At 66.8% G+C, this 19,747-nt stretch carries 24 protein-coding genes, 1 tRNA gene and 1 pseudogene; 17 read left to right on the top strand and 9 right to left on the bottom strand.

The window, feature by feature from the left end; genetic code table 11:
- Positions 1-4 precede the first annotated feature (4 nt).
- Complete coding sequence (locus tag VB739_RS07230) at positions 5-2,782, bottom strand: hypothetical protein (RefSeq protein WP_323356422.1); 2,778 nt, start codon at positions 2,780-2,782, stop codon at positions 5-7.
- A 180-nt stretch (positions 2,783-2,962) separates the two neighbouring features.
- Positions 2,963-3,382: a PilZ domain-containing protein gene (locus VB739_RS07225; protein WP_323356421.1), complete on the bottom strand. Its 420-nt coding sequence runs from the start codon at positions 3,380-3,382 to the stop codon at positions 2,963-2,965.
- 94 nt (positions 3,383-3,476) lie between these two features.
- Here VB739_RS07225 and rseP point away from each other — a divergent pair, with 94 nt between their 5' ends.
- The 6 genes from rseP to VB739_RS07195 all read left to right on the top strand — a co-directional run bounded on the left by rseP (position 3,477) and on the right by VB739_RS07195 (position 8,568).
- A complete protein-coding gene (rseP, locus tag VB739_RS07220; RefSeq protein WP_323356420.1) occupies positions 3,477-4,565 on the top strand; it encodes an RIP metalloprotease RseP in 1,089 nt (362 codons plus the stop codon).
- Between the two features lies 1 nt (position 4,566).
- A complete protein-coding gene (gene nth / locus VB739_RS07215; protein WP_323356419.1) occupies positions 4,567-5,253 on the top strand; it encodes an endonuclease III in 687 nt (228 codons plus the stop codon).
- 22 nt (positions 5,254-5,275) lie between these two features.
- Positions 5,276-5,578 carry a 30S ribosomal protein S14 gene (rpsN, locus tag VB739_RS07210; protein WP_254954972.1) on the top strand — a complete coding sequence of 101 codons (303 nt, stop codon included), beginning with the start codon at positions 5,276-5,278 and terminating at the stop codon, positions 5,576-5,578.
- A gap of 131 nt (positions 5,579-5,709) precedes the next feature.
- Positions 5,710-7,839 carry a polyribonucleotide nucleotidyltransferase gene (locus VB739_RS07205; RefSeq protein ID WP_323356418.1) on the top strand — a complete coding sequence of 710 codons (2,130 nt, stop codon included), beginning with the start codon at positions 5,710-5,712 and terminating at the stop codon, positions 7,837-7,839.
- A gap of 76 nt (positions 7,840-7,915) precedes the next feature.
- Positions 7,916-8,158, top strand: coding sequence for a type II toxin-antitoxin system prevent-host-death family antitoxin (locus tag VB739_RS07200; RefSeq protein WP_323356417.1), 243 nt, complete (start codon positions 7,916-7,918; stop codon positions 8,156-8,158).
- Positions 8,152-8,568: a type II toxin-antitoxin system VapC family toxin gene (locus tag VB739_RS07195; protein WP_323356416.1), complete on the top strand. Its 417-nt coding sequence runs from the start codon at positions 8,152-8,154 to the stop codon at positions 8,566-8,568. The genes VB739_RS07200 and VB739_RS07195 overlap by 7 nt, the downstream gene beginning before the upstream one ends.
- A 16-nt stretch (positions 8,569-8,584) precedes the next feature.
- Here VB739_RS07195 and VB739_RS07190 read toward each other — a convergent pair whose 3' ends face one another.
- The gene (locus VB739_RS07190; protein ID WP_323356415.1) at positions 8,585-9,520 is read right to left on the bottom strand and encodes a 3'(2'),5'-bisphosphate nucleotidase CysQ; all 936 of its coding nucleotides are present in this window, start codon (positions 9,518-9,520) and stop codon (positions 8,585-8,587) included.
- 20 nt (positions 9,521-9,540) lie between these two features.
- Between VB739_RS07190 and rsmI the strand changes: the two genes are divergently transcribed.
- Both rsmI and VB739_RS07180 read left to right on the top strand, forming a co-directional pair.
- Positions 9,541-10,431 (top strand): 16S rRNA (cytidine(1402)-2'-O)-methyltransferase, encoded by an 891-nt coding sequence (gene rsmI / locus VB739_RS07185; protein ID WP_323356414.1) that lies wholly within the window; start codon positions 9,541-9,543, stop codon positions 10,429-10,431.
- The gene (locus VB739_RS07180) at positions 10,431-10,670 is read left to right on the top strand and encodes a hypothetical protein (protein WP_323356413.1); all 240 of its coding nucleotides are present in this window, start codon (positions 10,431-10,433) and stop codon (positions 10,668-10,670) included. The genes rsmI and VB739_RS07180 overlap by 1 nt, the downstream gene beginning before the upstream one ends.
- Before the next feature lie 4 nt (positions 10,671-10,674).
- Here VB739_RS07180 and VB739_RS07175 read toward each other — a convergent pair whose 3' ends face one another.
- Positions 10,675-11,583, bottom strand: coding sequence for a hypothetical protein (locus tag VB739_RS07175; RefSeq protein WP_323356412.1), 909 nt, complete (start codon positions 11,581-11,583; stop codon positions 10,675-10,677).
- A gap of 83 nt (positions 11,584-11,666) precedes the next feature.
- On the opposite strand from VB739_RS07175, the gene VB739_RS07170 reads away from it, so the two are divergent.
- The 3 genes from VB739_RS07170 (at position 11,667) to VB739_RS07160 (ending at position 12,595) form a co-directional block, all read left to right on the top strand.
- Positions 11,667-11,740 (top strand) — tRNA-Arg (locus VB739_RS07170).
- A 128-nt stretch (positions 11,741-11,868) separates the two neighbouring features.
- Positions 11,869-12,156, top strand: coding sequence for an AbrB/MazE/SpoVT family DNA-binding domain-containing protein (locus tag VB739_RS07165; protein WP_323356411.1), 288 nt, complete (start codon positions 11,869-11,871; stop codon positions 12,154-12,156).
- Positions 12,157-12,172: 16 nt separating this feature from the next.
- A complete protein-coding gene (locus VB739_RS07160; protein ID WP_323356410.1) occupies positions 12,173-12,595 on the top strand; it encodes a type II toxin-antitoxin system VapC family toxin in 423 nt (140 codons plus the stop codon).
- Here the strand turns inward: VB739_RS07160 and VB739_RS07155 are convergent.
- Together VB739_RS07155 and VB739_RS07150 are read right to left on the bottom strand one after the other, a co-directional pair.
- Positions 12,592-12,996 carry a YccF domain-containing protein gene (locus VB739_RS07155; RefSeq protein WP_323356409.1) on the bottom strand — a complete coding sequence of 135 codons (405 nt, stop codon included), beginning with the start codon at positions 12,994-12,996 and terminating at the stop codon, positions 12,592-12,594. The genes VB739_RS07160 and VB739_RS07155 overlap by 4 nt on opposite strands.
- Before the next feature lie 44 nt (positions 12,997-13,040).
- Positions 13,041-13,370, bottom strand: coding sequence for a metalloregulator ArsR/SmtB family transcription factor (locus tag VB739_RS07150; RefSeq protein ID WP_323356408.1), 330 nt, complete (start codon positions 13,368-13,370; stop codon positions 13,041-13,043).
- Positions 13,371-13,423: 53 nt separating this feature from the next.
- On the opposite strand from VB739_RS07150, the gene VB739_RS07145 reads away from it, so the two are divergent.
- From VB739_RS07145 to VB739_RS07125, 5 genes are read left to right on the top strand one after another with little or no spacing between them, the layout of a single operon-like run.
- Complete coding sequence (locus tag VB739_RS07145) at positions 13,424-14,464, top strand: ArsJ-associated glyceraldehyde-3-phosphate dehydrogenase (protein ID WP_323356407.1); 1,041 nt, start codon at positions 13,424-13,426, stop codon at positions 14,462-14,464.
- Positions 14,465-14,471: 7 nt separating this feature from the next.
- A complete protein-coding gene (arsJ, locus tag VB739_RS07140; RefSeq protein WP_323356406.1) occupies positions 14,472-15,752 on the top strand; it encodes an organoarsenical effux MFS transporter ArsJ in 1,281 nt (426 codons plus the stop codon).
- A 56-nt stretch (positions 15,753-15,808) separates the two neighbouring features.
- Positions 15,809-16,435: a DUF3598 family protein gene (locus tag VB739_RS07135; RefSeq protein WP_323356405.1), complete on the top strand. Its 627-nt coding sequence runs from the start codon at positions 15,809-15,811 to the stop codon at positions 16,433-16,435.
- Positions 16,435-17,400 (top strand): histone deacetylase, encoded by a 966-nt coding sequence (locus tag VB739_RS07130; protein WP_323356404.1) that lies wholly within the window; start codon positions 16,435-16,437, stop codon positions 17,398-17,400. The genes VB739_RS07135 and VB739_RS07130 overlap by 1 nt, the downstream gene beginning before the upstream one ends.
- Before the next feature lie 44 nt (positions 17,401-17,444).
- Entirely contained in the window at positions 17,445-17,942 is a 498-nt protein-coding gene (locus tag VB739_RS07125) for a hypothetical protein (protein ID WP_323356403.1), read from the top strand.
- 87 nt (positions 17,943-18,029) lie between these two features.
- On the opposite strand, the gene VB739_RS07120 is transcribed toward VB739_RS07125, so the two are convergent.
- The gene (locus VB739_RS07120) at positions 18,030-18,197 is read right to left on the bottom strand and encodes a hypothetical protein (protein ID WP_323356402.1); all 168 of its coding nucleotides are present in this window, start codon (positions 18,195-18,197) and stop codon (positions 18,030-18,032) included.
- A gap of 244 nt (positions 18,198-18,441) precedes the next feature.
- On the opposite strand from VB739_RS07120, the gene VB739_RS07115 reads away from it, so the two are divergent.
- Complete coding sequence (locus VB739_RS07115) at positions 18,442-18,858, top strand: PilZ domain-containing protein (RefSeq protein ID WP_323356401.1); 417 nt, start codon at positions 18,442-18,444, stop codon at positions 18,856-18,858.
- A 277-nt stretch (positions 18,859-19,135) separates the two neighbouring features.
- Here VB739_RS07115 and VB739_RS07110 read toward each other — a convergent pair whose 3' ends face one another.
- Together VB739_RS07110 and VB739_RS07105 are read right to left on the bottom strand one after the other, a co-directional pair.
- Positions 19,136-19,522 carry a hypothetical protein gene (locus VB739_RS07110; protein WP_323356400.1) on the bottom strand — a complete coding sequence of 129 codons (387 nt, stop codon included), beginning with the start codon at positions 19,520-19,522 and terminating at the stop codon, positions 19,136-19,138.
- Positions 19,523-19,621: 99 nt separating this feature from the next.
- Positions 19,622-19,747 (bottom strand): annotated as a pseudogene (locus VB739_RS07105) (photosystem II q(b) protein); the annotation flags it as partial.

The following is a 19,747-nucleotide window of genomic DNA, read 5'->3' as shown; positions in this document are numbered from 1 at the left end:
GAGCTCAGTAGGGGCGAGAGTTGGTGACACTGCGCGCGACCCAGTCTTCGCCGACCCAGGGAACGAAGTTGATGTCATCCAGCAGGGAGCTGGCAGCGATCACGGCACCCAGGTTGGAGGCCGAAGAAGGTGGCACACGGATGTGCACATCGCCACAGGGTTTGAAAGATTGGGTCCAGATCCGACCACTGAAGATCCAGCCGTCATCACTGTTGAAGATCGCCCGCTGGGCGGCGGAGGCGCTGGGGAAGCCCGCACAGCCGAAGGTGCGCATCTCGAAATAGCCCACGGGCATGTAAAACCAGGCACCCGCAATGCGGCCTGTGGCGCTGCCCCCGGAGCCCGAGGGAAGGATGCCGAAGCGCACCACTTGGATGGAGCCGGAATCACGGCCGAAGAAATTGAGGTTGTCCGGATCCCCGACCAGGGCCACCTCGGTTTCGGGCACCGGGGTGGAACAGGTGTTGCTCGGGCCGCCTGCGCATTTCACCAGCTCAATGGCGGCAGAGGAGCCGATGGTGATCAGCGGGCTGCTGCCGTTGGCAGGCTTGGCCGTGGAGTACGACGACCCACGCAAGTCATCGGTTCGGTTGTAATAGAAAGAAATAGGGCCACCGCTGGCATCCATCGTGACGAAACCACCGGTGAGGTTGGAGGAGTCAGGGTCGAGGTTGAAGATCGGGCCGAGGCAATGGAAACCCGGCGCCGCCGAGGCGGGTGAGGAGGCCGAGTATTCGCACCAGTCGCTCAGGCGAAGGTTGATGTCGTCAATGTAATGGGTCTCGTTATTGCCGGTTGCTGTGCCATTGATGATTCTGATCCTGGTATCTGAATCTTGATAGTCGGCCAGACTCACCACCCTGGTCTCGGTGCCGCTATTCACTCCAGGGAACTTCGCAACCGTGACCCAACTGTTCGTGATGTTGGTGCCGGTGCTGCCGGTGCATTGGGCCGTGGAGGAGGCGGAACCGGTTCTTACTTGCACCCAGAGTTCGTCGGTAGCATCCACCTGTGCACTGCCCGACTGATTGAAGGAAAGCGTGGCACGGCCAAGGTTGCCACTGAGGTCAGCGGGGCGGCAGATAGCGTTCTGCTGCGCACTCATGGATCCACCAACACCGATTTGAATGTTGTTGTCGCCGCCACCGGTCGAAACCAGACGCACACGGCCATTGCCAGCATTCGTGTCATTGTTGTTTCGGTCAAGGGCATACCACTGCCAGTTGCTGACGTTGACCCAGTTTGGATGGGCATTCTTCGTAGAGTTGGTGTAGGCCGACCTGTAGCGGGTGCTCGCTGTGGAACCACCTGTCATGCCTTTGAAATCTTCCAGGTTTTCGACAGTGTCAGCTGTGCCGCTGATCGTCGTCCAGTCGGTGTTCGTGCAAGGAAATCCTGTGCCACCGATGGTGGTGGGCGAGGCGTTGCACACTTCAATCCGTGGCGGGTTGGTGTCGTTGCGGGTGCGGAAGCGGAACCGGAAGCCACCGCTGCCCGATGGGTTCAAGGTGGGGTACCTCTGGCCGCCATCAATGCTCGGGTCGACGCGCTGGGCAGGGCCACCACCTGAAGACCAGACAAACGCATACTTTCCTGCGGTGACCTCGCTGCCGATCGTGGGCAGGGTGATGGCCGAGGGGATGATCGGAATGCCTGAAATCGAGAGGCCGAGAATGTCGTCCTTGGTGCCATAGAAGGCGCTGGGGCTGGCATTTGCCAGCCCGATCCAAGAGGAGCTGCAGCCTTTTGAACTGCCAAACCAGCGGGCCGGATCGCAAACGTCCGGAACATCCGTGGAAAACTTGTTCGGCACCACCCGGTTGGAGGCCCGATCAAACGGATCGCCGTCCTTGGCAACAATGCCGAGGATGTTGAGAATGCTGGTGACCTTGGTGGAAGAGACCCGCTTGGTGAAGCGGTCGTTAGCGGCATTGCTCCAGACAGTCCCACCATTGAGGCCAGCAATCATGCCGAATTCCACCCCGCAGAAGCGGCTTTCCCCCCCCAAGGATTGGGTGGGGTCAGAACCAATGGAGGCCGCAAGGCCGCCAGAGCCACCGGAACCCAGCGAGGCCCCACAGCATTTGGGAAGAACTTCAAATTCGCGTGTCACGGTGGCCGTGGATTTCACCACCCCGTTTTTCAGCACCTGGCTTTCGACCGTGAGGGTGATATACCCCTTGTTGTAGCCGGGCAACTTGGTGCTGGGGGTGTCAGGAGGGTCCTGCAGATTGATCAGATCACTACTGAAGCTTCCCTTGGTAGTAGTGATCCCCGCAGGGGTGGTGGTAATGGATTCGCTGCGCCGGTCGGCAGCACTTTCCTTGCCCGCCGAGAACGTGACCGACTTGAGGGCGAAACGGCGATCGCCGGTGTTGACGGCCAAGGTCGCCAGATCGCGGAACTTGCCATCACCGAAGTTGCGGGCCGTGGCGGTGGGAGCCCCTGGCGTGTTGTTGTCTTTATCGCGGCAGGGGCTGGTGAAGTCGGCCGTGGACCACTGATTCATTCCCTGACCGGAAACCAGCATCTTGCGGTTTTCCGTCTGGTTGAGGACGGAAATGATCTGGTCGGCGCCTGCTTCGGCAACGGATAGGGCATCGCTGCGGGTGTCCTGCTTGCGGCTTCCCAGCAGATTATTGGCGGTGAGAACGGTTAATCCGACTGTCCCTGCCACCAGAGCCAGAATGATGAGAATGCCTGCCAGCATTGAAAATCCCGACTGGCTTCGGCGCCCCTTGGAGCGTGCGGAGAGCAGGTGGAGAAGAAACTTAGGTGTCACGGTGCGAACCAAAATGAAGCAAAATTAAGCTTCAACGCAGGGGAAGGATCATCCTGGCATTGCAGCCTAGACCTTTCCTCTTCTTCTAACAACGTTAACTCACGACCCCACGGGCCGTGACCACAAGGAATGAAATGGTGGTGTGATGCCCGTGCCAGGTCTGCCAGAGGTCACGACCGATCAGCCGTCTCCTCCCCTGGCCAACAGCGACCTGTCGAGGTACTGATCGAGCATGGTGCCTGGCAAAACTGGCCCCTCAGTGAAAACGAGTCCCACGAGGGTGTTGAAGCTCCTGGTTTTAATCCACTTCACGCGGGCCTGTAATGAAACGCTCTGATTACGCTCATAATCACTCACGTCGAGGAGAACTTCCTCGTCCGCGATGACCTCGAGTTCTCCGCGACGGACGACGCAGGCTCCTGTGCGGCTGATGTCACCCACCGTCACGTAGATGGTGCGGCCGGAGGTCAGGCGCAGGCTGGCCGACACTCCCGCGGGCAGAATGTGGCGCAGCGCGGTACGCAGTTCCTCCAGTTGCCCTTCGCCTTCAGCCGGTTGCCCTTCGGTCTGTTCCGGTGACATGCAGGCAGACGTCAGCATCAAGGCTTCATGCTATTCCCCGTTTGCCCCGGTGCCACTGCCCCGCTGGCGAGGCGGTTCCCGCAGAATGAAGGGAACGGAGCCGGGCAATGGAATGGGTGTACTGACGGCGTTGGCGATCCTGGCGGGCCTGATCGTGGTGCACGAGGCCGGCCACTTCTTCGCCGCCACCTGGCAGGGCATCCGGGTCAGTGGCTTCTCGATCGGCTTCGGTCCGGCCCTGATCGAGCGGCGGCGGCGCGGCGTGCTGTTCGCCCTGCGGGCTATCCCCCTGGGCGGATTTGTGGCCTTCCCCGACGACGAGGAGGACAGCACCATCCCTGCCGATGATCCCGACCTGATGCGCAACCGGCCCCTGGCCCAGCGGGCCCTGGTGATCGCCGCCGGCGTGATCGCCAACCTGTTGCTGGCCTGGAGCGTGCTGCTGGCCCAGGGGCTGGTGCTGGGCATCCCCTCCGGCTTCAGCGCCACCCCCGGCGTGGTGGTGGCCGCCGTGCAGCCCGGCCAGGCGGCCGCCGGCTCCGGCCTCCAGCCCGGCGACCGCATCGTGGCGATCGATGGCACCCCGTTGGCCGGCGGCCAGGAGGCCGTGATGGCCCTGGTGGGCCGCATCAAGGACGCCCCCGGCCGCACCCTGCGCCTGCAGGCCGACCGCCACGGCACCACCGTGACCCTGCCCCTCACCCCAACCGACAGCGGCGGCATCGGCCGCATCGGCGCCCAGCTGCAACCCAACGGCAGCGAATCCTTCCGGGCCCCCACCAGCCCCCTGGAGCCGATCCTGCAGGCCAACCACGATTTCGTGGCCCTCACCCGCCGCACCGTGGAGGGCTTCGGCACCCTGATCACCCACTTCGGTGAAACCGCTCCCCAGGTGTCGGGCCCGGTGAAAATCGTTGAGATGGGGGCGTCCCTGGCCAGCCAGGGGGGCAGCAGCCTGTTCCTGTTCACCGCCCTGATCTCGATCAACCTGGCAGTGCTCAATGCCCTGCCCCTGCCCCTGCTCGACGGCGGCCAGTTCGCCCTGCTGCTGCTGGAGGGGGTACGGGGTCGGCCCCTGGCCGATCGCTACCAGATGGCCTTCATGCAGTCGGGGTTCGTCTTCCTGGTGGGCCTCTCGGTGGTGCTGATCGTCAAGGACACCAGCCAGCTGCCTGCCATTCAGCAGCTGCTCAGCCGCTGAGGTGCCCCGCTTCCCCAGCCCCCGCACTCGGGCGCCGCTGATCCTGGAGCGCCTCGGCGTGCTCTATCCCGACGCCACCTGCTCCCTCGACTGGCGCACCCCGTACGAGCTGCTGGTGGCCACGATGCTCTCGGCCCAGTGCACCGACGAGCGGGTCAACAAGGTGACACCGGCCCTGTTCGAGCGCTTCCCCGATGCCGCCGCTGCCGCCGCCGTCGAGAGCGAGGCGGTGGAGCCCTACGTGCAGTCCACCGGCTTCTACCGCAACAAGGCCAAACACATCGTGGCCGCCTCGCGGCTGCTGATGGAACGCCACGGCGGCGCCGTGCCCGCCTCGATGGAGGAGCTGCTGCCCCTGCCGGGGGTGGCCCGCAAGACCGCCAACGTGGTGCTGGCCCACGCCTTCGGCATCAACGCCGGCGTCACCGTCGACACCCACGTGAAGCGGCTGTCCAACCGGCTCGGTCTCACCCGCCACACCGACCCGAAACGGATCGAACCCGACCTGATGAAGCTGGTGCCCCGGCCCGAATGGGAAACCCTTTCGATCCGGCTGATCTTCCACGGCCGGGCGGTCTGTGTGGCCCGCAAACCCCGCTGCCAGGGCTGCGGCCTCGCCGAGCTCTGTCCCAGCCATCCGGGCCCCGAACCCAGGCCGGCCGCGCCAAGAGGTAAGGTGGCAGGCTGAAGTTTCCCCCTCCTCCGGCCGCATGGCGAAGAAGTCGATGATCGCGCGTGACGTCAAGCGCCGCAAGATCGTGGAGCGTTTCGCGACGCGCCGTGCCGCCCTCAAGGAGGCCTTCGATGCGGCCGGCGATCCGATGGAGCGCCTGGAGATCCACCGCAAGCTGCAGTCGCTGCCCCGCAACAGCGCCCCCAACCGCATCCGCAACCGTTGCTGGGCCACCGGCAAGCCCCGCGGCTTCTACCGCGATTTCGGTCTCTGCCGCAACCAGCTGCGCGAGCGGGCCCACAAGGGTGAACTCCCCGGCGTGGTCAAGTCGAGCTGGTGAGCAGCGGGGCATCAGCCCCTTGCCGCAACGGCTCTCAGCCGCAGCAGGCGCCCCTGGAGGGCGCCTTCTTCATGGCCGGGCGGGGGTGGATGCGAGAATGGTGCGTGACAACAAAACGGACATAACGCCCAGTGCAAGGACACACTCAGTCGATCTCCTTCGATGGTCGGGAGATCCGGCTGACCAGCGGCCGATTTGCGCCCCAGGCCGGGGGCTCGGTGATGGTGGAATGCGGCGATACGTCGATCCTGGTCACCGCCACCCGCTCGAAAGGCCGGGACGGCATCGATTTCCTGCCCCTGATCTGCGATTACGAAGAGCGTCTCTACGCCGCCGGCCGCATCCCCGGCAGTTTCTTCCGTCGTGAGGCCCGCCCCCCCGAGCGCGCCATCCTCACCTGCCGCCTGATCGACCGGCCGATGCGGCCCCTGTTCCCGGGCTGGCTGCGCGACGACCTGCAGATCGTCGCCACCTGCATGTCCCTGGATGAGCGGGTCCCGCCCGATGTGCTCGCCGTCACCGGCGCCTCGATGGCCACCCTGTTGGCCAAGATCCCCTTCATGGGCCCGATGGCCGCCGTGCGCGTCGGCCTGCTGGGTGACGACTTCGTGCTCAACCCCAGCTTCCGCGAGATCGAGCGCAGTGAACTGGATCTGGTGGTGGCCGGCACCCCCTCCGGCGTGGTGATGGTGGAAGCGGGCGCCAACCAGCTGCCCGAACAGGATGTGATCGAGGCCATCGACTTCGGCTACGAAGCCGTGGGCGAGCTGATCCGCGCCCAGCTGGCCCTGCTCAAGGAACTGGGCATCGAGCAGGTGCTGCCCGAAGAGCGCAGTGAAGACCCTGCCCTGCCCAGCTTCCTGGAGAAGGAATGCGCCGGTGGCATCAGTGAGGTGCTCAAGCATTTCGAGCAGACCAAGGCCGAGCGCGACGAGAAGCTCGACGCCATCAAGGCCGAGGTGGGCGAGAAGATCGCCGCCCTCAACGGCGAGGATCCGATCAAGGTGGCCGTGAGCAGCAACAGCAAGCTGCTGGGCAACTCCTACAAGAGCCTCACCAAGAAGCTGATGCGTCAGCAGATCGTTGTCGAAGGCAAGCGGGTGGATGGCCGCAACCTCGATGAGGTGCGCCCGATTCAGGCGGCCGTGAGCGTGCTGCCCAAGCGCGTGCATGGCTCGGGCCTGTTCCAGCGTGGGCTCACCCAGGTGCTCTCCTGCGCCACCCTCGGCACCCCGAGCGATGCCCAGGAGATGGACGATCTCAACCCCATCAGCGAGAAGACCTACCTGCACCACTACAACTTCCCCCCCTACTCGGTGGGTGAGACGCGCCCCATGCGCTCCCCCGGTCGGCGGGAGATCGGCCACGGCGCCCTCGCCGAGCGGGCCCTGATCCCCGTGTTGCCCTCCAAGGAGAGCTTCCCCTATGTGCTGCGCGTGGTCTCGGAGTGCCTCAGCTCCAACGGCTCCACCTCGATGGGTTCGGTCTGCGGCAGCACCCTGGCCCTGATGGATGCCGGCGTGCCCCTGGCCGCCCCCGTGAGCGGCGCCGCCATGGGTCTGATCAAGGAAGGCGACGAGGTGCGCATCCTCACCGACATCCAGGGCATCGAGGACTTCCTCGGCGACATGGACTTCAAGGTGGCTGGCACCGAGAAGGGCATCACCGCCCTGCAGATGGACATGAAGATCAGCGGCCTGGCGATCAAGACCGTCGCCGAAGCGATCAACCAGGCCCGCCCGGCCCGGCTGCACATCCTCGGCAAGATGCTCGAGGCCATCGACAAGCCCCGCGACACCCTCTCCCCCCATGCCCCGCGCCTGCTCAGCTTCCGCATCGATCCGGAACTGATCGGCACCGTGATCGGCCCCGGCGGCCGCACGATCAAGGGCATCACCGAGCGCACCAACACCAAGATCGACATCGAGGACGGCGGCATCGTCACGATCGCCAGCCATGACGGCGCCGCCGCCGAAGAGGCCCAGCGCATCATCGAGGGCCTCACCCGTCGCGTCAGCGAAGGGGAAGTGTTCAACGGTTCGGTCACCCGGGTGATCCCGATCGGTGCCTTCGTGGAGATCCTGCCCGGCAAGGAGGGGATGATCCACATCTCCCAGCTGTCGGAATCGCGGGTCGAGAAGGTTGAAGACGTGGTCAACGTCGGCGACCAGGTGACCGTGCGGGTGCGGGAGATCGACAACCGCGGCCGCATCAACCTGACCCTGCGGGGCGTGGAGCAGCAGGAGCCGGCAGCGGTCTGACCTCTGCGGGGGCCCGGCTTGTTGCCAGCCCCCCCCCGCAGCCCTAAACTGGTTGGCAACTGGTTGGAATCGGGCGATGAAGACCGTCGGTGCCTTCGAGGCCAAGACCCACCTCTCCAGCCTGCTGGAAGAGGTGGCCGGCGGCGAGGAGATCCTGATCACCCGCCACGGCAGGCCCCTGGCACGGCTGGTTCCGGTCGCGTCCGATGGGCGTGAGCAGCGCCTGGAGGCCATCGCCCGTCTGAGCAGCTTCGCAACGGGCCGGCGTCTCAACGGCCTTTCCATCGGTGAATTGCGGGACGAAGGCCGCAGGTGCTGAGCTTCGTCCCTGACGTTTCAGCGGTGTGCTCCTGGTGTTTTGAGGACGAGCGCACGGCGGCTTCGGAGGTGCTCCTGGCCCGATTGCCGGAGTGCGAACTCTGCGTTCCTGCGCTGTTTCTCTGGGAGCTGGGGAACGTGCTGCTGATGGCCGAACGGCGAGGCCGGATCACCGCGGCGGATCGGAGCCGCTTCCTCGCCCTGATGGTGCAGCTCGACCTGCAGATCGATCCTGCGAATCCCAACGTCGTGTGGCACGACGTGCTCAGCCTGGCGGCGCAGCACCGCCTCACCAGCTACGACGCCGCTTATCTGGAACTGGCGATGCGTGGCGGACTCCCCTTAGCCAGTCGCGACAACACGCTTCTGGCGGCCGCAAGGAGCTGCGGGCTGGAGCTGCTCGCCTGCTGAATCGGCTGGCTCCCCCTCAGACCGCAAAGCCTGGATCGATCACCGCCATCGCCGCCGCCGCCCGGCTGCAGAGTTCGGCATGGGCCGGTCCGTGGCTGGCGATCAGGCAGCCGGCCTGGCGCACGTCGCCGGTGTTGTACAGCAACGGCCGGCCATCGGCATGGTCGAAGCCGCCACCGGCGGCGCGCAGCACCGCTTCCGGGGCGGCCATGTCCCAGTCCTTGGGGGCACTGCGGCCCGAGAGCGAGATGTAGAGGTCGGCCTCCCCCCGCAGGATCGTGGCCACCTTGCCGCCGACGCTGCCGATCGCCAGGCTGCGGGCGGGCCGCAGCTCGGCCAGCAGCTGCTCCAGGCGATCATCGCGGTGGTTGCGGCTGGCCACCAGCACCAGATCCCCGTCACGGCTGCTCAGGGCAGGCGCGAAGCGCTCACCGGCCCGGTTCTCCCGCCAGGCTTCCCCCGCCCCGCTGCCGGTCCCACCGGCGCCGATCAGCCCGAACCAGAGCTCCTCCGGCTCCGGCAGCAGCACCACCCCCAGCACGGGCCGCTGGCCGTGCACCAACGCCAGATGGACGGCGTATTCGCCGGTGCCCTGCAGGAAATCCTTGGTGCCATCGAGGGGATCGAGGATCCACAGCCATTCGGCGTCCAGCGGCTGGCCCGGCACCAGCACCTCGGCGGCGGTCTCCTCGCTGAGCAGGGTCCAACCGGCGGCCGGGAAGGCCTCCGCCAGGCCATCCAGCAGCCAACGGTTGACCGCCAGGTCCGCCGCCGACACCGGCCCTTCGCCGCCATGGTCGACGCTCAGGGCCGGCGGGAAGCCGAAGGGGGGCTGCTCGCCGCGCGCGTAGGCCCGCAGGATGTCCGCCGCGCCCCAGGCCAGCCGGCGCAGCTCCGCCAGTAAGGGTTCACAGCCGATGCCGTCGGGCAGGGCGAAGGGAGACGGCATCATGGGAGCGGGAAAAAAGCATTGTGCAGGAACCGGTGCAGGAGCAGGAACCCGCCGCCGGTGTTCTCTATCTGGTGGGCACCCCCATCGGCAACCTTGACGACCTCTCCCCCCGGGCCCGGCGGGTGCTGGCGGGGGCCAGCCGGGTCGCCTGCGAGGACACGCGCCGCAGCGGACTGCTGCTGCATCACCTCGGCCTGCGGGTGCCCCTGCTGAGCTTCCACCAGCACAACCAGACGGCCCGCATCCCCCAGCTGCTGGCGGCCCTGGAGGCGGGCGAAGCGATCGCCCTGATCAGCGATGCCGGCCTGCCCGGCGTGTCCGATCCCGGCCAGGAGCTGGCCGCCGCCGCCCGCGCCGCCGGCCGCCAGGTGATCTGCATCCCCGGCCCCAGTGCCGTCACCACCGCCCTGGTGAGCAGCGGCCTGCCATCGGGCCGCTTCTGCTTCGAGGGGTTCCTGCCGCCGAAGGGCGGCCCCCGGCGCCAGCGGCTGGAGGCCCTGGCCGGTGAGGAGCGCACGATGGTGCTGTTCGAAGCGCCCCACCGGCTGCTGGCGCTGCTCGAAGACCTGCTGGCGGTGCTGGGAGACCGGCCCCTGCAGGTGGCCCGGGAACTGACCAAGCGCCATGAGGAACAGGTGGGCCCCAGCGTGGCGGCGGCCCTGGAGCACTTCCAACGCACCCCGCCCCAGGGGGAATGCACCCTGGTGCTGGGCGGTGCCCCACCGGCGGCGGCCCCCGTCTGGGACGACACCGCCCTGCGCCGCGCCCTGGCCGAGCTGGTGCAGGGCGGCCTCAGCAACCGGGAGGCGGCCCGCAGCCTGGCGCTCAGCAGCGGCCACAGCCGCCGGGCCCTCTATGCCCTGCTGCACCAGGAACCGGCAGACTGCACCCCTCCTCCTTCAACGCCGTGATGCTCCTGCGCCTGCGCCTCCTGTGCGGCAGCCTGCTGGGCGGCACCCTGCTGCTGGCCCTGCTCTGCCTGGGAGCCCAGAACCTGGAGGAGCGGCCCCAGCTGCGTTTCGGCTTCGCCCGCAGCGCTCCGTTGCCGGCCGGCTTCCTCGTGGGCGTGGCCCTGGTGCTGGGGGTGATCAGCGGTGGCGCCAGCGCGGCGCTGCTGCTGCCCGGAAACAGCCCCGCCGACGAGGGCTGAGGCCTCAGCTGCCCGGCAGGGCGTAGAGGGCTCCCTCGATCACCACCCGGCTGATGCCCTGGGCCAGCAGGTAGGGGGCCGTGAGCTCGAACACCTTGAGGTCGGGCACTTTGATGACGCGCTGGGTGCGGCCGCACTGGCGTTTGGCCTGGCGGGGGTTGAGGAACACCACCAGCGCCTGGCGCTCCAGCTCGGCGGCGGGAAGCCGGCCCAGCTCGGGAAACTCGCTCAGCGGCCGCGCCTGCAGCTCCACCGTCTTGTCGACCAGCATGTAGGCGCTGGCAGGCAGGGCGGCGGCCACCAGGGGCTGGAGCCGCCCCTCGCCAGCGGCCGTGGCGCCGTCGTCGAGCAACACCACGGGGATGGGCTGGAACGGGTTGATCTCCTCGTCGTCGCTGTCGTCGCTGGTCAGCAGGTCGTCGTCATCGGCACCGAAATCGTCGGCATCCTCGATGGCGAGCACGGCGGGGCCGTCCTCAGCCTCCGCCTCGGCCCTCACCGGGGCTTGCACGGACAGACGCCGAGGGGGATCGGGCAGGACCTTGCGAGCCGGTGCGGGCGCGGGCTCTTCGGCGGCAATGGCCTCCGTGAGTTCCAAAGCGGCTGCTGGAGCCGGATCCAGGGCCGCCGGTTCCGGGGTGGGGTCTGGGCTGGGGTCGGGGCTGCTGATCTCCAGGGCTGTCTGCAGGGCGTCGGGGGGCTCGGCCGCCTCCACCGACGGCCGGCTGCGACGCCGGGAGCGCTCGGTCTTGACGCGTTCGTACTCCGCTTCCCCCAGCTCCGTGCGCACCACCCGGATGACCGTGTTGGGGCTGCAGCCATAGGTCTCCGCCAGCTCCTGGCTGCTGGAACCCTCCCGGAAGCGCCCAACCAGTTCGGTTTTCTGGCTGTCGCTGAGCCGGGTGGCGGCCATGGAACGGTTCAATCGCGGTTGCCCACTGTACGGGTGGCTACCGGAGTGCCCTCGCCACCGAACGCTGCCACAATGCGCTCCGTGCTCCCTTAGCTCAGCTGGATAGAGCAGCTGCCTTCTAAGCAGCCGGTCGATGGTTCGAATCCATCAGGGGGCGTTGGCAGAAGCGAGTTGGGGCCTGAGCGCGAAGCGCGACCAACCGATGTAGAGTCATGTATCTACAACGCGCCGGCCGCGCTGGACGCCTTGGCACCATCCCAGACCCCTCAACCAAATTCCGTTCACGTGCAGCCCAGTCAACGAGCGGAGGAAACCGGCCGGCGCGTCCAGCAGTCGATCCGCCGCTGGGGGAACAGTCTGGCCATCCGGATCCCCGCCGACTGCCTGCGTCAGGCCGGCCTGCGGGAAGGTGACCCGATCGAAATCGTCGTTGGACCCGACGGCCGGCTGAGCCTGGAGCCCCTGCAACGACTGGATCGCTCCGCGCTGGCCGCCGACCTGCGCCAGCTGCAGGCCACCATGCCCCTCACCCCTTCGGTGATCGAAACGTGCCGGGGCCAGGAGCGCTGGTGAGGCCGGGGGACCAGCCGTGATCTACCTGGACACCAGCGTCGTGGTCGCCCTGCTGACCCCGGAATCGCTCAGCCCACGGGCACTGGTGTGGCTGGAGCAGTGCCGCGACAACCTGATCAGCAGCGACTGGCTGATCACCGAAACCCACAGCGCCCTCGGCATCAAACAGCGCCACCACGGCCTCAGCCCGGAGGCCCGCAGGGCCGCCGGAGAACATTTGGAGCGCCTGCTGCAAGGCGGAGTGGAACTGCGCTCCCTCGACCGGGACCGCTTCCGCCAGGCCGCTGAGCTGCTGCAGGATCCCGCTCTCGGGTTGCGCGCCGGTGATGCCCTGCACCTGGCAGTCGCCCTGCACAGCCGCTGCTCCCACCTGGCCAGCTTCGACGGGCGGATGCGGCAGGCCGCCGCCGCCCTGGGCCTGGCTCCAGCTCTCGATTAACGCCGCACCGGCACCACCTGCAGGCCGATTGGGGCCAGGGCGATCAGGGCCAGCTTGATGTGCTGGAGGCCGAAGGGGATGCCCACGATCGTCACGAAACAGGCCACCGCTGCGCTGAGATGGCCAATCGCCAGCCACCATCCGGCCAGCAGGAACCAGATCACGTTGCCGACCAGTCCCAGCGGTCCGGTGCCGAAATCCATCCGGCCGGTCAGCTCCCGGCGGCTGACGGCCTCGTAGCCGAACGGCCAGAAGGAGAAATTGCCGATCACGAAGCAGGCCCGGGCCCAGGGGATCCCCACGATCGTGACCGCCGCCACCAGGCCGGCCAGCCACCAGCCCAGGCCCATCACGAAGCCCCCGAGCACGAACCAGAGAACGTTGAGCAGGAAGCGCAGCATGGGGAGAGCCGGTGCTGCGCTCCAGCATGACGCCGCCCTGACCTTCAGCCGCAGGGTTCGGCCGGGGCGGTGCAGCTGGCGGCGAGGGAGGCGAGCCAGGCCCGCAGGCGCTCCAGGGCGTCGGGTTGCAGGCGGTAGTACACCCAGCGGCCGCTCTGGCGGTCGGCCAGCAGGCCCGTCTCCCTGAGCACCTTGAGGTGGAACGAGAGCTTCGACTGGGCCAGGCCCAGGTCGGCGGTGAGATCGCAGACGCAGCGCTCGCCGCCGCCGAGGGCCTCGATCACCTGCAGACGGATCGGATCGGCCAGGGCCCGCAGCAGCAGGCGCGCCTCCTCGGCCTCCAGGGGGGCCGCCACGGTCCTTAACCCGGCCATAAATAAATCAACTCTGGTTGATGCAAGGGTGAGAACCTGTCGCGGTAGGCGCTGTGAGGATCGGCATCAACGGCTTCGGGCGGATCGGACGCCTGGTGTTCCGCGCCCTCTGGGGGCGGCCCGGCATTGAACTGGTTCATGTTAATGACAGCGCCGGGGACGCCGCCGGGGCTGCCCACCTGCTGGAATTTGATTCGGTGCACGGCTGCTGGAGCCGGCCGGTGGCGGCCGAGGTTGACGGCGGCGGCTTCGCCATCGAGGGGCGCCACGTCGGCTGGTCAAGGGGGAGTGATCCGGCCCTGGTGCCCTGGCAGGCGGCGGGGGTAGAGCTGGTGCTCGAGTGCAGCGGCAAGGTCAAGACCCCCGAGGCCCTCGCCCCCTACCTGCACCAGAGCGGCGTGCAGCGGGTGATCGTGGCCTGCCCCGTGAAGGGCGAGCTGGACGGCATCGACATCCCCAACATCGTCTTCGGCATCAACCACCGCACCTACCTGCCGGAACGGCACCGGATCCTCACCGCCGCCTCCTGCACCACCAACTGCCTGGCGCCGGTGGTGAAGGTGGTGCACGAGAGCTTCGGCATCCGCCATGGCTCGATCACCACCCTGCACAACATCACCAACACCCAGGTGGTGATCGACAGCTTCAAGAGCGATCTGCGCCGGGCCCGCTCCTGCACCCAGAGCCTGATTCCCACCACCACCGGGTCGGCCAAGGCGATCGGGATGATCTTCCCCGAGCTGCAGGGCAAGCTCAACGGCCACGCCGTGCGCGTGCCCCTGCTGAATGCCTCGCTCACCGATGCGGTGTTCGAACTGGAGCGCCCGGTGACGGTGGAGGAGGTGAACGGCGCCTTCGCAGCGGCGGCGGCGGGCCCGCTGCTGGGCATCCTGGGCTACGAGGAGCGGCCGCTGGTGTCCGTCGACTACCTCAATGACAGCCGCAGTTCGATTGTGGATGCCCTCTCGACGATGGTGACGGGCGGCACCCAGTTGAAGGTGTACGCCTGGTACGACAACGAGTGGGGCTACAGCTGCCGGATGGCGGATCTGGCCTGCCATGTGGTCGACCTGGATGGGCCCGTGGGGGCGTGATCGAGCCATGAAACTGCCCGGATTCGGCCATTCGCTCACGGCCCTGCAGCAGTACGGCGTCGTCACGGCCAATTACTGGTGCTTCACCCTCACCGACGGCGCCCTGCGCATGCTGGTGGTGTTCCACTTCCGGGAGCTGGGCTACAGCACCCTGGAGATCGCCTTTCTGTTTCTTTTCTACGAATTTTTCGGCATCCTCACCAACCTTTACGGCGGTTGGCTGGGGGCCCGTTTCGGCCTGCGTGTCACCCTCTGGGCCGGCACCCTGATGCAGGTGGGGGCGCTGTTGATGCTGGTGCCCGTCGCCGACAGCTGGCCGAAATGGTGGAGCGTGGCCTATGTGATGGTGGCTCAGGCGCTCAGTGGCATCGCCAAGGATCTCAACAAGATGAGCGCCAAAAGTGCCATCAAATCCGTGGTTCCAGAAACACCTGAGGATCACAGCAAGGGCGAAACCCAGTTGTTCCAGTGGGTGGCGATTCTCACCGGCTCCAAGAATGCCCTCAAGGGGGTGGGGTTCTTCCTCGGCGGCCTGCTGCTCACCACCATTGGATTCAATGCCGCCGTCGGCGCGATGGCGGCCGGATTGTTTCTGGCCTTCCTGCTCACACTGGTGCTGCCTGGGGAGATCGGCCGGATGAAGGAAAAGCCCGCCTTCACGGCGTTGTTTTCCAAGTCCCGCGGCATCAATGTGATCTCGCTGGCCCGGTTCTTTCTTTTCGGCGCCAGGGATGTGTGGTTCGTGGTGGCCCTGCCGGTGTTCCTGCAGACCACGCTCGGCTGGCGCTACTGGGAGGTGGGCGGCTTCATGGGCCTGTGGGTGATGGGCTACGGCGTGGTGCAGGGGTCGGCTCCGGCCCTGCGGCGCAGCTGGGGCCAGAGCGCTCCGCCGGGGGTCTCCGCCGTGACTTTCTGGAGCGGGCTGCTCACCGCCATTCCGGCCCTGATCGCCATCGCCCTCTGGCGTGAGGTGGGGCATCCCGGTGTGGCGGTGGTGGTGGGACTGGCCGCCTTCGGTGTGGTGTTCGCCATGAATTCATCGATCCACAGCTACATGATCCTGGCCTACACCGATGCCGAATCGGTGAGCATGAACGTCGGCTTCTATTACATGGCCAATGCCGGTGGCCGCCTGCTCGGCACGGTTCTCTCGGGCGCCCTGTTCCTGGTCGGAGGCCTGCAGGCCTGCCTGTGGAGCTCCGCCCTCCTGGTGGGCCTGGCCGCTCTGGTGAGCACCCGTCTGCCGGCGCCCCCCAGGCAGCAACCCCAACCCCTGAGCGGCGGCTGAGCCGCCCCGCTGGCCGGGTTGGTTTCGCCATGCTGGGGGCCGTTCCCCTGCCTGCCATGACGTTGAGCGCCCCACCACGCCAGAGGTTGCTGGAGGTGAACGGCGGCTGCTGGCAGGGCCTGTTCGCCCGCCTGGGCCCCGACGGCCGCGAGATCGACCGGTTCCCCACCCGCCTGATGGTCACCGACCAGGACGGCACGATCGAGGCCGCCCTCACCTACCTCAACTCCGGGCGCACGGTGCCGATGCGCTTCCGCGAACCGCCGGCGGCCATGCAGATCAGCGCTGCCGGCCACTGGAGCCTGGGCATCGATCGCACCGGTCCCTGGCCCTGGATCGCCGAGCTCTGCGTCGCCCATGGCAACCGCCGCCGCCGCATCGTGCTGCGCCATGGCGTGGACAGCCTCGAGAGCCTCACCTACGCCAGGGAATGGCGGCCGGGCGTCACAGATGCCGGCCCCGATGCGCCGTTGGTCGCCAGCCTGGAGACCATCGAGGCGGACGGTGCCACCGCCACCCGCTGGAGCCTGGACAGCAACGTGGAGGTGCTGATCGTTCATCAGCCCGGCCAGCCGGGGCCCGTGCAGGTGACGCTCAGCTGGCAGGTGGACGCCAACGTGTGCGGCCGGATCGAGCGCCGCTATTCCCCCTATGGCCTGCTGGAACCCCTGGCTGCCGACTGATGGGCCTGCCACTGGTGTATCACCCGGCCTATTCGGTCCCCTTGCCCGACGGCCACCGCTTCCCGATGCAGAAGTTCCGGCTGCTGAAGGAGCGTCTCGAGCAGCTCGAACTGGCCCGCCCCGGGCAGATCCACCAGCCCCTGCCGGTGCCGCGCCGCTGGCTGGAGCTGGTGCATGGCCGCAGCTACCACGAGGCCTTCGCCCGTGGTCGGCTCAGCAGGCAGGAGCTGCGCCGCATCGGACTGCCCGTGTCCTGGCCCCTGGTGCGACGCAGCTGGCTGGCGGTGGGGGGAACCGTGCTGACGGCCCGGCTGGCCCTTCGCCACGGCCTGGCCTGCCATCTGGCGGGCGGCACCCACCACGCCTTCCCGCTGCATGGCAGTGGCTTCTGCATCTTCAACGACCTCGCCGTGGCGGCCCGGGTGCTGCTCGCCGAGGGCCGGGTACGGCAGGTGCTGGTGGTGGATCTCGACGTGCACCAGGGGGACGGAACAGCCGCGATCTTCGCCGGCGACCCCCGGGTGTTCACCTTCTCGATGCATGGGGCCAGCAATTTCCCTCTGCACAAACAGGTGAGCGACCGTGACCTGGCCCTGGAGGACGGCGTGGCGGACGACGTCTATCTCCAGGCCCTGGGGCGAACCCTGCCCGACCTGCTGGCGCAGATCCGGCCCGATCTGGTGCTCTACAACGCCGGCGTCGATCCGCACCGCGACGACCGCCTCGGCCGGCTGCAGCTGAGCGATGACGGCCTCTACAGGCGCGACTGGATGGTCATCGACGCCGCCCTGCGCCGCCACATCCCGGTGGCCACCGTCATCGGCGGCGGCTACGACGACCTGGCGGCCCTGGTGGAGCGGCACACCCTGGTGGTGCGCGCCGCCCATGCGCTGGCCAGAATCCACGGGACCGAGCCAGGCCGGTCATGTCCGGTCACAGATGGCCCCCACCCCGGTAAGCGGTGAGTCATGCGGCGGGGTTTTCCTGATGGGGCAACGGAACTTCACCCATGATCAGCCGTTCATCCCGCCTGCTCCATGCCGCCCTGGTGGCAGTCTGTGGCGCCGGCATCGTCTACGCCCCGGTCCAGGCCCAGACGTCCCTCAACCTGCAACTGGGCCAACCCGGCTACTACGGCCCGATCAGCATCGGCAACCTCGCCCCACCGGCGGTCTACGGCCGCAGACCGGTGATCGTGAACCTCGCCAAGGGAAGCGACCGCTGGAGGAAGGCCTCCCTCCAACCGATCTACCTGCGGGTGCCCCTCAACGAGACCCGGAACTGGAGCCGCTACTGCGGCTTGTACCGGGCCTGCAACGTGCCGGTCCAGTTCGTCCGTGATGACTGGTACCGCAACGTCTACGCCCCGCGGGTGCGGGCGGCCCAGGCCCAGCAGGCCCGTGATCAATGGCGCGCCTCGCGGCAGAGCGCCAAGCGGGTGGTGGTGACACCTCCCGGCCGCGCCTACGGGACGGAGAAGCGCCGAGGCTGGGACAACGATGACTGAGCGCCGGCTTTCCCGGCACTCCGACTGACGCCTGCCCGTCGCGGCCAAGCCGGGACGGGTTTTTTCTGGTCTGAAACGGAAACAACGTCAGCGACGACCGAGCAGTTCCTCCCAGGTGAGGGGGTGCTGGGACGGGTCGTGGCGCGGCGGCCTGGCCGCCAGAAGGCAGCTGGGATAGGCGGTACCACGGCCGAAGACGGCGGGGGAGGCACTGGGGCGGGTTGAAGGCGACGGACGCCTGGAGAGGGTGTTCATGGAAAAGGACACAAGGGATATGGATCTCGCACCGGGGTGCTGCCGTTCCCACGCGGGGAATCGCACACGGCAGCCATTGCTGGACCTGGTGGACCGTCCCCAGGAAGCGCGGGGCGGCTCGGTGCTGGTTCCGGCGAAGGCGAACAACAGGTTCGCCGGCTTCTGCCAGATCCGACCACCATAGCCGATCCCCTCTCCGGGCAAACCCCAGCCCCGGATGGCGACCGGATGAAGCCCGGCAGGCATGGCCAAAGAGGTGAAGACGCACCAAAATGACGCGATTGGCATGCTCCGATCGACGGAGCGAGAGGCTGACGATTCCATGTCTCAAGATTCACATCCGGAAGCGAGACGAGGGGCGACTCGCCACCATGTCCCCTTGGGAATCTCTGTCAGTGTGACCCTGCCCACCAAGCAATCGCTGTTCGTCAACCTCCGCGACATCAGCAAGACGGGTGCCTGCGTGGTGCGCCAGGGAACGCTGGATATCAAAGAAGACGACACGATTATTTTCGAAGCACGCAATTACGACTCCGGCTCGACGATCAGCATCCGATCCAAAGTAATCTGGGTCAGGGATACCGGCTTCAACACCTACCTTGGCCTATCCTTCATCAGCACGACCCTGACACCAAAGTCCATGCTGAAGCTCTTCAGCTGAACCAACCGGCGTGCGGACAATCTTGCCTTTCATGACGACAAACCGATCACGGCAACTCGGGGGCATGTCCCTGTCGGTGTCTCCCTCAGCCTCAGCCTGACCGCAAAGCTGTCGGTGTTCGTCAACCCTCGAGACGTCGGCGACGATGCCCCCTGCGTGGTGTGTCAGGGGACTCTGGACATCCAGGGAATCAATAACGTCGTCTCCTGATCCTTGAGTACGGCGCTGTCCCTGGACTCCCTGAGCAGGCTGATGTGCTGATCACCGAGCCCTCGGTTCAGACACGCTCAGGGGCCGAAGGATCCAGCCTCAGCCATCCATCACGCTGCTCGACGGCACGGGACAACTGCAGGAGGCGCACTTCTGGCGGGCCCACCAGTTCAATCAACAGCGGTGGATTCAGTTGCGGCAGAATATTGAAACGATTGTCACGATAAATCTGCTTGAAAATAGTATCGACGTCGGCCCGGTAGGGGTGGGCCACCGGGCGGATGCCATCGTCTTCCAACCCAATTGGCCAGCTGTCGGATTGGGGCACAAAAGCCAAAATATCCAGACGATCAAGGGCCTCTCTTACGGCAGGAACCATCGCAAGGACAAAGGCATCATCGATATCTGTTGAGCGTTGATTCGCCGTGTACTGGGAATAGGCCAGATAGTCCACCGGTGCCCGATCAAACATCACCTTTTCCGCGGAAGCAGGGTCGCCATGAAAAAGCCCCCTGCCGAAGCAGGGGGCATAGGGAGTTGAGAATCAACCGAATCAGCCGATGGCCGGGGCGGTCAGGGCCACAGGGGTGGCGCTGGCAGCCGCCAGGTCGAGCGGGAAGTTGTGCGCATTGCGCTCGTGCATCACTTCCATGCCCAGGCCGGCACGGTTGAGCACGTC

The organism is Cyanobium gracile UHCC 0281 (genome assembly GCF_034931305.1).
GTDB classification, from domain to species: Bacteria; Cyanobacteriota; Cyanobacteriia; order PCC-6307; family Cyanobiaceae; genus Cyanobium; species Cyanobium gracile_A.
The sequence above is the reverse complement of the archived record's forward strand: the minus strand, read 5'-3'. Positions and strand labels throughout refer to the sequence as shown.